The organism is Microvirga pudoricolor (assembly GCF_016892705.1).
Taxonomy (GTDB): Bacteria; Pseudomonadota; Alphaproteobacteria; order Rhizobiales; family Beijerinckiaceae; genus Microvirga; species Microvirga pudoricolor.
In genome coordinates this window covers 703,373-716,292 of sequence record NZ_JAFEMB010000001.1, presented here as the reverse complement: position 1 = coordinate 716,292, position 12,920 = coordinate 703,373, and the positions used below count along the sequence as shown (strand labels likewise).

The window sequence follows — 12,920 nt, the reverse complement described above, 5'->3', positions numbered from 1 at the left end:
AGGATGCCAAACGTGGTGATTGTCGATTACGGGATGGGTAATCTACGATCCGTCCTTAACAGATTGCAGCAGACTGGCGTGAGTTGCTGCCTTAGCGCAAACTCCAGCGTGATAGGAAGAGCGGACGCTCTAGTGCTGCCGGGAGTTGGTCATTTCGGCAAGGCCATGGAGCGGCTTAGGCGACAGGGTCTTCTCAATCTCTTGAACGACCGCGTCCTCGGTGATCGCGTTCCCATCATGGGAATATGCCTAGGCATGCAATTGCTCACTGACTCTAGCGAAGAGGGAAACGCAGCTGGCTTGGGTTGGATAAAGGGAAAAGTCTGCCGTCTCCAGCCGACAAATGCGACGTTGAAAGTACCTCATATCGGGTGGAACAACGTGCAGGCATCTCGGCTACATCCAATACTCGAGGGGTTGTCATCGCAGGAGTTATTTTACTTTGTTCATTCCTACCATGTTGAACTCGCCAATGAGGATCACATACTTCATACCAGCCACTATGGACATCCTTTCGTCTCTGCGCTGCAGAAGGACAACATCGTAGGGTTTCAATACCATCCGGAGAAAAGTCAGGACGCTGGCTTAGTGCTGTTCAGGAACTTTGCAAATCTGGTCAAAGATCTTGCTCATGTTTAGGCCTCGGGTTGTCCCATGCTTGCTTTTGAAGCACAAGGGCCTCGTGAAGAGCGTGCAATTCGCTCAGCATCGATATCTCGGCGATCCCATCAACGCTGTGCGCCTGTTCAACGATCTCCGAGCAGACGAACTGATCTTCTTCGACATTCAAGCGAGTGTCGAAGGACGCTCAATCGACCCCGTCCTTGTGCAAATGATCGGGGATGAAACCAGGATGCCCTTTACAGTTGGAGGCGGTATCCGGTCCCTGAGGGCGATCGAAGAGCTCATCAGGGCGGGAGCCGAACGTGTCTGTATCAATTCTTTTTTATTGAGGCATCCAGAGTTCATTCAGGAGGCTGCTGATGAGTTTGGATCCTCAACAATCGTGGCCTGCATTGATGTCACGCGATCATGGTGGGGCACGTATCGTGTCTATGATCACACTCAACGCCGCTCTACGACTCTCGATCCACTGGTGTTGGCGCAAAAGCTTGCGGAGTGTGGTGTGGGCGAAATCGTCGTTCAGTCCGTGTCACACGATGGCATGATGAGCGGTTACGCACTCGACATAGTTCGTACTATTGCTTCTTCGGTCAAGGTTCCAGTCTTAGCTCTGGGAGGGTGTGGTTCTTTCGAAGATATTTGCCGGGTTGTGACCGAGGGAAAAGCGTCAGCTGCAGCTGCAGGCAGTCTCTTCGTTTATCACGGTCCCCGGCGAGCGGTCCTCATCAATTTTCCGGCGCAATCAGAACTGCGTCAGCTTCTCCGTCCAACGTGATCCGATGAGAAAGATCCTTCTCGACATCGGGCATCCTGGGCATGTCCATTACTTCCGCAACGCTATTAGCATATTGGAACAGCGTGGGAATAAAGTAGCAGTCGTAGCACGAGACAAGGAGGTGACTCTAAGATTACTCGATGCTTACAGAATTCCTTATACATCGCGGGGTGCCGGCGGGAGGAGCTTGACGGCAAAGCTGCTCTATATGCCAAGGGCGGATCACACTGTCATGAAAGTCGCGCAAGCTTTCAATCCTGATCTTTTTTTGAGTTTCGCATCTCCCTATGCAGCTCACATTTCTCGGTTGATGGGAAAACCTCATATCGCTTTTGACGACACTGAGCATGCAAAGTTGGGTCAGTTCGTTTACCGGCCCTTTACAGAACTAGTTGTTACTCCGCAGGCCTATCGTCAACGGTTCGGGAAAAAGCAAATCACATTCGACAGCTTCATCGAACTCTGTCATCTAGCGCCAGCATATTTCAAGCCCGATCCAAGCATACTTGCAGAACTGCATCTTACGCCGGAGGACCGCTACATCCTACTTCGCTTCGTCTCCTGGGACGCGAACCACGACGTTGGCCAAAAAGGGTTGACAAGACAACAGAAGCTGCAGCTGGTCGATAACCTGAAACCGTACGGCCGAATTTTCATCTCTTCAGAAGGGACGCTGCCAGCTGAGTTGGAGCCATACCGGCTCAAGCTGCCGCCAGAGAAGTTGCATCACTTTCTAGCATATTCCAGCCTATACATTGGCGAAGGCAGCACGACAGCTAGTGAATGTGCTCTGCTCGGCGTCCCGAACATCCTGGTAAACAGCTTATTGGCGCCGGCCACCCGTCCAGGTGTGCATGTGGAGTTGGAAAGATACGGGGTGCAAGAGCTATTGGTTTCCTACCAAGGACTGCTTGATAAAGCGATGGCTCTCCTTCAGCGAGAAACGTCTGCCGAATGGCGAAAACGCCGGCTTCGCATACTAGACGAGAAAATTGATGTCACTGCACTTATGGTGTGGTTGCTCGAAGGATACCCCACAAGCCGTGACTGGTTGCAGAAGGATCCTGCATATCAGTATCAATTCAAAATTGATACTGGAGTGACGTGACATGGCCCGCGAGATTATGATCACCGGTTCGACTGCGTCAGGGCTGGCAGTCCTTAATATGCAAGCTTGCTCGTTGGCCGCGTAAAATTCGCTGTACACTTGGAGTCGTTGGCAAAAGACGTTGTTCCTTCGACCATACGTCACTGCCATGGCGGCTACTCACCCATAGCTCGTAAATCAGGGAGTCAGAAATGCGACGACATGGCTTACATAACTCTCACACTTTGCAATGCATAGTCTTCAGAACTGCTGGATCTATCGCTTGTGAGATCAAACTCGGGTTGTATCAGCTTTGTTGAGTACAGCGCCGACCAAGCGCGCATGAACGGCTTGGCTTGAGGCTAGGGTCTCCTCAATGAGGTCCGCCGACGTTTGCCCCCACTCAATAACGAGCAAGAACTGGTCGACAAAGTTGCTTACAGCACTGGAATCAGCTGCGTGTTTTAGGGCAGGAAGATCAAGGATCACATATTTATAGCGCGCTCTAAGTTCCATAAGAAGCTGTCCCATCGCAGCCGATGACAGCAGTCCAACAGATTCAACAGACGGGAGAAGCGAGCCACTCGGCAAGAAGTCTACTCCGATGAGCGGGTCGCTCCATAGGACATCATCAATTGATCTCTGTCTGCGAAGCAGCTGAACAAGACCCTCGACCGATCCTGAAGAGAGCTGCTGTGTCAGAGACGGATGTCGAAAGTTCGCATCAATGAGGAGAACTCGGTTTTCCTGACCTCCAACAAGATGCGCAAAATTCGCCGCAACTGTCGACTTGCCTTCACTTTCTAGCGTTGACACGATACCTATACTGAAGCCTCTTACAGTATCAGTGTCGACTGCCACTTTTATCCTGCGAATTGCCTCCGCGAAAGAGGAAGACGGCTCATAAATGGCGTATCGCTCAAGGCTCATCTCACTAGATAGGGTCCGAGAAATTGGGTCGGACCGCTTAACGGCTATGTCTCTACGTTTCCGTTTGATAGTTACATGTGGAACGACGCCAATGCAGTCGGTACCTAAAGTCTTTTGCACTTGGCGTGCTGTCGTGAGACTGCGATCGAGTTGTCGTTTCACGTATGCAATCGCAACACCAGAAAGAAGGCCGAAGGTCAATGCTGCTGCGAAGACGATCTCGGTCTTTGGTTGGGACTGTTCGCCTGCTCGGGCCGGTGTGATGACACGAGCCCTCGGTCTAGGGAAGGATTGCTGCTGAGTGGAGTCGGAAAATCTTTGGAGAAGGGAGTCGTATGACCTCCGGTAGGACTGCGCCGAGCTTTCCAACATGCGCAATGTGACGCCTGCTTGTTTCCCAGAAGCTGCAATGCTTAATAGTCGATCCAAATTTGCTTCAACAGTGTCCTGGCGCGCTTTAGCAAGCTCGTAGTCGCTCCGATAGGCTTTGCGGATGCGCTCCAGTTCCTCATGGGCTGCCATGCGCAATCGCTCTATTTCCCGTCGCAGATCCATGACAGCGGAGTGCTCTGAACCATATCGCGCGGTGAGTTCGGACTCCTGTTGAACTGCGTAAAGATACTGCTCACGAAGTTTTGTGATCACAGGTATCGTTGGGCCACCGGGAGCTTCCAACAATGCAGGGCTAGCTATATCGTCTGTATCGAGAGACAAAATGCGGTCAAGGCGGGCTTTCGATTCGGCAACTTGTTCACGAGCTTGGACGAGCTGCTTATTGACGTCGCTTAATTGTTGTTGGGCGATGGTGCGTCCTTCGCCAGCATCAAGCAGATTATGATCTGCGATGTAATTCTGAACCGCTCGATCAGCTTCGACGACTTTCTTGCTCAGCTCATCAAGTTGCGTCTGAAGCCAATCACTCGCCTGCTTTGTAGCGTCGAAATTCCACTTCAACTGGTCTTGTATAAATGCGTCTGCAAATGTATTTGCTATGAGAGCTGCCTTGGCGTCATTAGAGGAACGAATTGAAATTTCCAGCACATATGTTCGTGCAATCCGTTGAACACTCAGTTTGCTATCGAGCGCTGCAAGGGCCTGCAGAATGCGCTCGTCCCGGGTGCGAACAGGTGAGGAGCTGCTGGAAGAATTAAAATTCAGCCGGACAAGCTTCGACAGTAGGGAAGGGTGCAACGGCGCAAATTCAGGGTCCGCCCACAATTTCAGTTTCTCAATTACGGAAAGTCTTACAGCCTCCGATCTGATAACTTCAACATTGCTGTCGACAACCGTTGCATCTAGCGGAAGCTCGGAAACAATCGCCTGCTGGGAAAATGGTTGCACTTGCCGGTCGTCTATTAAAATGCGTGCGGTCGCTATAAACTGTGGAGGCCTTAAAGCCAAATAGCAGCCCGCGATTCCAAGAGATGCGAGCAAGGTTGCAATCATAAGCCGCCAGTGCAGCCGAACATAGTCGAACAGAAATCTTAAGTTTAACTCCGATCCATCGGGATGTTCGTGTCCTCTTCCAACAACGTCCATACCTTGAAGCGGGTTCGATTTTAACATTACAGCCTCAGTCTAACGACGGCGAATGATCGAAGCGTTGCTAAGTCAAGAAGAAGCTAATGCATTCTTCTCAATCATCACATGTTGACAAATAATATCCTAAATAATGCTATGTGTCTTCCGACTTAAAAACAGAAAATCAGCATTAATGGTCGGCTGTACTCGCCCTAAACCCGGCAACCTAAAAGGAACTAAGCGCGACAAACATAGTGAGTATGATAGTGGTAACAGCGGTTCCAAGGAAACGTCCTTAGATATGATCATCCTTTTATGGTGCGACAGCCTACATTGTTTTCAGGTTAATCTCAAGCATATACACTATGCCATGAGTGACTGTGTCTAGCATCTGTAGTAACTTAGCATTTGTGAGATATATCTAAGTGGTCCTAACGTATTATGGTTCAACATGGTCGGAAGATCTGGGCGATGTTTTGATCGAGGCTGATATAGGAGACAGGCGGTCAACTCTGAGACGTTGGTGCGCGTCGTTTAGCCCCAAAAGTAGACTATGTGGTACAGCTACTGGCTGTGAGTAGAAAAGAACCACCGTGTTGTGTTTTGTATCTTTCCAGGCAATCCTGCGCAGCCTTTAAGTCGGGCAGGATAGGATCTCTTAGATATGAATACGGTTTCATTCGATAGGAGATCGAATTCAGGCACTGCCAGAAAGCGCGAAAGCTGTCGCTGTCTCGGGCCACACAAAGTCCTATGTCGGTGACGTCATTCAATCGATCAACCATCTTTAGAGTGTTTGGCCTAATCGTTGCATTAGGGATAGTGATCGGATCAGTTCTTCCCGGCGCAGTCCTTGTCTCATTCCGCCTTGTAAACTCGCAGCTGGAGCATTTTGTCGGGTATATGCTATTAAGTGCACTTGCTGGGTTAATTGGTCCAGGCAAGAAAACGCTGACTCTGACTGCAGTCCTATTAACGATGATGGCGGGCGGACTCGAACTTATACAGATTTTGGTTCCGGGACGAATACCGAGCTTCCTGGATTTTCTAGCAAGCGCGGGTGGCGCATGGGCGGGCACATTCCTATCGGCATATTCTCATCTACTTTTTCGCGCAGTTGGGAAGCTAGGAAACCCTGTCAGACCGACGCGAGAGGATGTTCCGTCCGCAGATAGTGATCTATAACTTGAATGTTGAACATCGTCCTATCTGTCTATTGGCGCGTGGAGGCACCGTCGGTCGCTCAATACGGCGAACCTATGCTGTTACTGTTGTAATTCCGACAAAACCTCCTTCCGAACTGTATTTGTCCTCAACCTAATCCAGTGGTTACCAGACGGATTTGCCTTCGCTTCAGTCAACTTGCAATGAGGTGAGTAATGGGCGAGAGGTCATCTTACTCTGTAAGAGACTTGTGTTCGAGATCAAAAAGCCGCGAGTGATCCCTGTTTGTAATGTATATCTTTGCATTAGAAAACGATCATCCATACATTGATAGTTATGACGCGCTTTATGCCACACAGTGTGCCTCAAAAGGCCGGAGGAGTTGGGGGCGAATGTTATGTACACTCCTGAGACGTCTCGAAGTAGCACTCTGACTCGATTGGCACGTATGCTGCGCAGTAAGCCAGTTATGCGGCAGATGATACAAACATCTGGGATTCGTGAACTCATCCTAGGGTCCTTGTCCTTGACCCGTGATTTATCGGCGTGCGGCACTGGTGAACTCAGAACTATTTGCTACCATCACGTAAGGCAGCACGAGATGCGTGACCTAGGTAGGCAATTGGACTATCTTAAGAATTACGGGGAGTTCATTGACGTCGATGCGGCCGTGCACCTTATGAAGAACGATCGATTTGAAGGTCGTTACTTCCTTGTTACGTTTGACGATGGCTATCGTGACACTGTGCAGAATGCGCTTCCAGTATTAGTCGAGAAAGCTGTACCGGCGGTCATGTTTGTCATCTCGGGCTACTTGACCGGTGAGCTGCACGAGCTTCGTGCAGATGTGAATGGAAAATTCTTGGATCGGCAAGGTTGTTTGCGCTGGACAGAGGCCGGTATGGCCATAGGCTCCCATACACATACGCACCGCAGACTCGCGGAGTTATCAGAAGACGAGGTGCTACGCGAACTTGTTCATTCACGTTCGGTGTTAAGCGATTTGTTGGGGACTTTCGTGACTCATTTTGCTTGTCCTTGGGGGAGTCCGGGCGACGACTTTCACGCTCATAGAGACCCAATGCTCGCAGCCCAGGCAGGATTTTCATCCTTCTTCACAACCGTACGCGGTCCCGCTAGAGCGGCGGGCGATGTGTTTAATATGCCTCGGGACGTCATTGAGCCCACTTGGAGCAATTGGCAACTGAAGTACTTCTTCGGGCGGTGATCTGCCGAGTGCTGTACAGGGCTTGTCAACCTGACCTTGCGTAACCTGAATGTCGACAAATCAACCTGTCGCGTACAAGTTCGAACTCAAGCAGCGAACATGGCGAGCCTAAGCAGCAGGAAGCCACTCAAAAGAGACGATGTTTGTCTCATAATCAGAGGTCTTGATCGCACGTCGAGATCGGATGAGCCCGCTATTGGCCGCTTCATCATAAGACAGCCTGTCCAAATACCCGACTACGTACCTACCGGATCCACTCGTCCGCTCCCACGCGCGATGTAGCATGTGCTTCTGCAGATACCATGCAGCCCCGGTGTTGCACTTCTGGCAGCCTCCAGCCATGTAATAGGTAAGTTCACCAAACTCATAACCACAGAAGCCTGCAAGTGGTGTGCTATGTCCTGTCACAAGACCGGTCAGAAAATGTTCAGGAGATGATAACATATCAAGGAGGGTGCATTTCAGGGTGCTAATAGCCTCGAAGCTAAGTCCCTTTCTGGCATGCATGTGTGCGCGTAACCGATTAATAGCAAGCAAATCCGGGAGACTGCGAAGACCATTATGGACTGACATCTTCAGATCGGCGCTCTCCCCGGCTTTGGCATTGCGACGTGTATTATTGCTAGTGCTTGACCAGTAGTCGTTCCAAGTTGACCATTGAGAGAATTCGACGACTTGCACCGCTATAGGCCTGTTTTCGACGATACGAACGCCAGGGAGACTTTGGATCTCATGTTCTCGGCTTTGTTCGAAGTTGAACTCCCAGCCGTAGCGATAATAACCTGGACCTAGATGTGAAATGAGAGCTTGTATACTGGGGGTCCAGAGAGCTTCGTAGCCTGGCCTGAGCGACAATCGATCGAGAAAAATCCGCTCCTGTCCGCTGATGTCAAGAGCACATTGTCCAATCTTAAGACCAGCCTGGCGCAACTCGAATAACCTGACCTTACGACCTCGAAGGCCAGATCGGACCGCCCAGCCGCGAAGCCAACTGAACGCTGATCGGAATGATGCTCTACATTCCTTCGAAAACGCGTCCCACTCGGCAGCTCTGAGAGAGGTCAAAACGAGAGGTACGACGGTGACGGAAGCTGCGCTCTTTCGCAACGCGGCAAGACTGTGGTGAGGCTGCTTGAGCGGGTAATCCCAGGTATCCATTGCAGCTCTTGCTCCGCTTTCGTCAGAACGTTATTAAGCCGGCGTTGGAAACATCTGGACTCATTGCAAGTATGCTGTTCCAGGGAGGTGATCTTACGCGAAACTCGTATGACAGCAAGTCAATCTGTTCACAGCCAAGAATGAAGGGATAAGACCGATCGACTTCCCCCTGGGACAACGTCTGAATTGAGCGGATCCCTGCTAGATTCATTTCGACAGCGGTGACCCGAAACGAGAGGGCATTGTAACTACTACCGTGTCTCCTGGAAAAATCTCGGTTTCCTCATTTGCATCAATGCGCTCAAACCCGGTTGTGACTTTTCGTACGACCGTTATGTGGGGTTGAACAGCGATGTTCATGGTGTTCTGTAGCTGTTGAGAGCCGGAACTGGCGTATAGTAGTTTCGCGTCGACACTCCCGAGTCGAGTCTTGATGGACGTCAGTCGAATGATGGCCTCCTGAAGTTCTCTGGAGAGTGTAACACTTCGGCCGACCTCGAGCTCGCTGAGCTTGCGAACGAGTTCCTCTCGCTCCTTCTGCAGTTGCCCGAGCCGCTCGGTAGTCTGGAGGTTCTGTGTCTGTGCCATGAGGGTATACCGGCGCTCCTCGGCAACACGGGTGATCGGGATCACGCCCTTCTCGTATGAGCCTTGGACCCGTTGGAGCTCTGCCAATGCTAGCTGGGCACCCTCCTGTGTCTTCCCGAGCTGCTCTTGAACAAGCTTGATCTGTTCGTCTGACTGCTGGACCTGTGCCGCTAGAGAATTCTTCTCACGAGCAAAGGTCGTTTGATTTGTGCCGAACTTCTGCTCCTCGAAGCGAAGGATTTGGTCTCTCACATCCGTTTCGATTGGTAGCTTCTTGAGCTCATCCCTATCTACGGCGAATTCTGGTGCCTCTCTCATCTCAGTTTCCACCCGCCAAGCCTGAACCTGAGCTTGTGTATACTCGGTCCAGAGGTTTCTGTATTCGGCCTTCAGATCGGCTGTCTGAGGAGTCGACAACTGGTCGGCGAGAAGACGCCGCTGGCTGAAGCCGCCACACACGGCCACGGCTTGTCTCACTGTAAGTCCGATCCGATAGGACTGTTCGCCGGGACGCTCTACATCGCCGCTGACATAAATTGGCCTGTAGTCGGCAATTTCGAGGTTTACTTCATTCGGATCAATCACCAGAATGTCGAGCCCTTGTGGTGTTTTGCGCCGCAAGGATTTTGTTGGGATGAGTGACTTGACCTCTGCCCGAAGCTCTGTGAGCGATAACCCTGACGCCTTCATCTGACCGATAAGCGGTAATGAAACTTCCCCATTTGGGTCGACGCGCGAACGCTGCCTCAGCTCCGGAAGACCAACTGCCGAGAATTCGATGACATCACCGGGGGCTAAAAGGTACTCGGCCTTGGCCGGACCCGCAAGTGCTGGGTACAAGCCTATCAGAAGGGCGAATATGTATTTCAGGTGTCCCTGTTTTTGGAACATTCGCTGCTCGCTCCTTTGGGCCTACACTTGCGGTGCTGGCCGCCAAGAGTAGATGGCGGCCACGCAGAATCCGACGATACAACAGCCAGAAGAATTTGATCCGCACAACAGCTGGAGGATCTTGAGGCGGAGTTAAACAGTTTGGCTGCCTGGAAGACTCGCAATGGAAAGAGATGGCATAGGCACAGCGAGCCTGATGAGAAACGAGGCCGCTTCCATAAAAACGCTGACTGCGCGATCAGATCGAGCAACGTCTTCCTCCGCACTTTCTACGCGGCACTATGCGAACTGAGCCAAATGCGCAGTTGGAACTGCACATGACTCACGCCTTAACGACCAGCCCCTTTTGAATGGCGACTTTCGCGCAAACGTTCCTGGTATCAACTATAAGCTTCGCGTTGCTTGCGATGAACTGATAGTCCACACTGTCGTGGTCGGTAGCAATAAGGATTGCGTCATAGTCGCCTAATCTGCTTGCGTCGAGTGGCACAGAGGTTCTGCCTGCCAGGTCGGCGTGCTCCCTTGTCATGGGAATGATGGGAATTTGGGCGTCATGATAGTCGACTCTAGCGCCTCGTCTTTCAATAAGCTCGATGAGCTTGAGGGACGGACTTTCGCGCATGTCACCCACGTTCTTCTTGTAGGCGATGCCGAGAACCAAGACCTTCGCATTGCGGATTGTCTTACCAGAGTCGTCGATAGCCTCTGCGAGCCGGTCGACCACGAGATACGGCATCCTGGAATTGATCTCACCGGCCAACTCGATGAAGCGTGTTGTAATGTCGTACTCGCGTGCCTTGGATGTGAGATAGAAGGGATCGATGGGAATGCAGTGGCCGCCGAGGCCCGGGCCCGGATAGAACGGCATGAAGCCGAAGGGCTTGGTCTTGGCGGCGTCGATCACCTCCCAGACGTCGATGCCCATGGCGGCGTAGACGACCTTGAGCTCGTTCACGAGGGCGATGTTCACGGCCCGGAAGATGTTCTCGGTCAGCTTCACGGCCTCGGCGGTGGCGGTGGACGAGACCGGCACGGTCTTCACCACGAGCCCTGCATAGAGCGCGTCGGCGAGAGCCAGGGCGTCGGGTCCGTCGCCTCCCACCACCTTGGGGATGGTCGAGGTGCCGAAATCCGGATTGCCGGGATCCTCGCGCTCGGGCGAGAAGGCCAGGAAGAAGTCGCGCCCGCTCTTGAGCCCCGTGGCCTCCAGGATGGGTTTGAGGACCTCGTCCGTGGTGCCCGGATAGGTCGTGGACTCCAGGACCACGAGCTGACCCCGCCGCAAGTGTCGTGCAATCTCTCTCCCAGAGCTTTCCACGTAGGACAGGTCCGGCTCGCGATGCTTCGTCAGGGGCGTCGGAACGCAGATCAGCAGCGCGTCGGGCTCGCCGAGGCGCCGAAAATCGTCTGTTGCGAGGAGATGATGCTGTTCTATTGCGTCTGCCACCGCTGCGGATGAAATGTGGTTTATGTAACTTTCGCCTCGGTTCAAACAATCAACGTACATCGCGTTTATATCAAAACCCAGCACGTCAAAACCTGCTCTTGCGGCGGTTAACGCGAGAGGAAGTCCTACATAACCCAGGCCGATAATTCCGACAGTTGCCTGCCGTGTCCGGAAAAGCGAAAGTAGATCGATGGAGTCTAATGGTGCATGTTTGATTACATCGAGATGATCCGCATACATTTCGTGCCTCCAAACGCGCGCGAAGTTGATCGATTGACCACGGCAGACGTCATTTACTGTAGGCTCGTTTCCATAGGATATTGTAGGCTATTTGACACAGATACTTGGCATCCGTGAGGTAGGGTGCCTGGTTATAGGATTTCAGATATCGTAGCTCAGACTCGACAATTGCTTCGAAATCTTTCGGTAAGTCGGCATAATAAGGAGGGATCAGCCCAGGCTTGTAATTCATACGTAGGGTCCGAGCTTCTTGCGGGTACAGACTAAAATACTGCATGCTCAAAGGCCGAACCCCGACGAGTTTGATGTCGCCTTTCAAGAGATTCAGCAGCATGGGTATCTCATCGAGCCAATATTTTCGCATGAAGCGACCCGGTGAGATGATTCGGAAATCGTGTTTGAATTTTCCTCCAACATCTAGTCCATGATTCCGATGCATATATTCTTGTAGATACTCAGAGTACGGGTGCATCGTCCGAAGCTTATAGACGCAGATCACTCGGCCAAACTGACCGACGCGATTCATCTTGAAGAGCACACCTTTGGATGGCGCAGGTCTTTCAATGAATGTCGCTGTCTCACGTTGGGCGATGATAAAGAATTGCCCTGCAGATTCAAACGTTGCTTTAAGGGCGTATCCAGCATGAACGACTCTGCCCAAAGCTTCAGCGCGTGATAGAACCCGATGGTTAGGCCAAAGAAAGCGGTAGAATGCGCGTGTTAGGCCAAGCCTTGGTATAACCCGATGCAGCAAGTAATCGAGGATCCACAGCAGACGTTCCGAGCCAGTTGGATTGGACCCAAACAGTCTACTGGAGCGCTGATCCGCGCTTTCTAAATGACAGATCACGTACCCGCCGGTTGCAATGATAAAGAAGGCTGCGCGCATGAAGCCGGTGATGTCCGGTACTTCGTTTAAAGGTGGTCCGATGAGCACGGAGTCGAATTGGATTGCCGCTTCGCGCGAATGGGCCTCCGTAACGGCTTCGAGCAAAGCTGTGCTGTTGCTAGCCTGTCCAGTAAATCGTTCGATCTCGTTAAATGCGGCCCTCGTGTAGCCATATCTTGAGAGTGATGAGGACTCTTCCGCAGCTAGTGCCGGTTCGCCAGCCGGGACGTAATCTGGACATGCAGCTGAAGAGACGTCCATCATGACTTCCTCCCAAGACCGCTCATATTCAGTGTCGCGGCTTGTCACAGCTAAGTCGGCGTCTTAATGTCGCGTAATAGAGCAAGCGCAGTTGGCCAGAGCAAGCACTGTAATTGG

9 protein-coding genes are annotated in these 12,920 nt (G+C 51.8%); 5 read left to right on the top strand and 4 right to left on the bottom strand.

All coding sequences use genetic code 11. The annotated features are described in order from the left end of the window. Positions 1 to 12 precede the first annotated feature (12 nt). From hisH to ILT42_RS03350, 3 genes are read left to right on the top strand one after another with little or no spacing between them, the layout of a single operon-like run. Entirely contained in the window at positions 13 to 639 is a 627-nt protein-coding gene (hisH, locus tag ILT42_RS03360) for an imidazole glycerol phosphate synthase subunit HisH (protein WP_204213898.1), read from the top strand. Next, complete coding sequence (locus ILT42_RS03355; protein ID WP_229428335.1) at positions 632 to 1,399, top strand: AglZ/HisF2 family acetamidino modification protein; 768 nt, start codon at positions 632 to 634, stop codon at positions 1,397 to 1,399. The genes hisH and ILT42_RS03355 overlap by 8 nt, the downstream gene beginning before the upstream one ends. Positions 1,400 to 1,403: 4 nt before the next feature. Beyond that, on the top strand, positions 1,404 to 2,507 hold the full coding sequence (locus ILT42_RS03350) for a DUF354 domain-containing protein (RefSeq protein WP_204213896.1): 1,104 nt from the start codon (positions 1,404 to 1,406) through the stop codon (positions 2,505 to 2,507). Positions 2,508 to 2,777: 270 nt separating this feature from the next. Here the strand turns inward: ILT42_RS03350 and ILT42_RS03345 are convergent, their stop codons facing one another. Beyond that, positions 2,778 to 4,982 carry a Wzz/FepE/Etk N-terminal domain-containing protein gene (locus ILT42_RS03345; RefSeq protein ID WP_204213895.1) on the bottom strand — a complete coding sequence of 735 codons (2,205 nt, stop codon included), beginning with the start codon at positions 4,980 to 4,982 and terminating at the stop codon, positions 2,778 to 2,780. Between the two features lie 708 nt (positions 4,983 to 5,690). On the opposite strand from ILT42_RS03345, the gene ILT42_RS23245 reads away from it, so the two are divergent. Together ILT42_RS23245 and ILT42_RS03335 are read left to right on the top strand one after the other, a co-directional pair. Next, entirely contained in the window at positions 5,691 to 6,122 is a 432-nt protein-coding gene (locus tag ILT42_RS23245; protein WP_204213894.1) for a VanZ family protein, read from the top strand. A 580-nt stretch (positions 6,123 to 6,702) separates the two neighbouring features. Beyond that, positions 6,703 to 7,329, top strand: a complete 627-nt coding sequence (locus ILT42_RS03335) for a polysaccharide deacetylase family protein (RefSeq protein ID WP_204213893.1) — start codon at positions 6,703 to 6,705, stop codon at positions 7,327 to 7,329. 1,365 nt (positions 7,330 to 8,694) lie between these two features. Here the strand turns inward: ILT42_RS03335 and ILT42_RS03330 are convergent. The 3 genes from ILT42_RS03330 to ILT42_RS03320 form a co-directional block, all read right to left on the bottom strand. Beyond that, positions 8,695 to 9,966, bottom strand: a complete 1,272-nt coding sequence (locus tag ILT42_RS03330) for a polysaccharide biosynthesis/export family protein (protein ID WP_204213892.1) — start codon at positions 9,964 to 9,966, stop codon at positions 8,695 to 8,697. 322 nt (positions 9,967 to 10,288) lie between these two features. Next, complete coding sequence (locus ILT42_RS03325) at positions 10,289 to 11,653, bottom strand: nucleotide sugar dehydrogenase (protein WP_204213891.1); 1,365 nt, start codon at positions 11,651 to 11,653, stop codon at positions 10,289 to 10,291. A gap of 49 nt (positions 11,654 to 11,702) precedes the next feature. After that, the gene (locus ILT42_RS03320; RefSeq protein ID WP_204213890.1) at positions 11,703 to 12,806 is read right to left on the bottom strand and encodes a sugar transferase; all 1,104 of its coding nucleotides are present in this window, start codon (positions 12,804 to 12,806) and stop codon (positions 11,703 to 11,705) included. Positions 12,807 to 12,920: the final 114 nt, after the last annotated feature.

Coding starts and splice junctions, on each gene's coding strand:
- ILT42_RS03335 (WP_204213893.1), top strand. CDS start 6,703: ATGCGTGACCTAGGTAGGCAATTGGACTATCTTAAGAATTACGGGGAG.
- ILT42_RS03355 (WP_229428335.1), top strand. CDS start 632: ATGTTTAGGCCTCGGGTTGTCCCATGCTTGCTTTTGAAGCACAAGGGC.
- ILT42_RS23245 (WP_204213894.1), top strand. CDS start 5,691: ATGTCGGTGACGTCATTCAATCGATCAACCATCTTTAGAGTGTTTGGC.
- ILT42_RS03345 (WP_204213895.1), bottom strand. CDS start 4,982: ATGTTAAAATCGAACCCGCTTCAAGGTATGGACGTTGTTGGAAGAGGA.
- ILT42_RS03330 (WP_204213892.1), bottom strand. CDS start 9,966: ATGTTCCAAAAACAGGGACACCTGAAATACATATTCGCCCTTCTGATA.
- ILT42_RS03350 (WP_204213896.1), top strand. CDS start 1,404: ATGAGAAAGATCCTTCTCGACATCGGGCATCCTGGGCATGTCCATTAC.
- ILT42_RS03320 (WP_204213890.1), bottom strand. CDS start 12,806: ATGATGGACGTCTCTTCAGCTGCATGTCCAGATTACGTCCCGGCTGGC.
- ILT42_RS03325 (WP_204213891.1), bottom strand. CDS start 11,653: ATGTATGCGGATCATCTCGATGTAATCAAACATGCACCATTAGACTCC.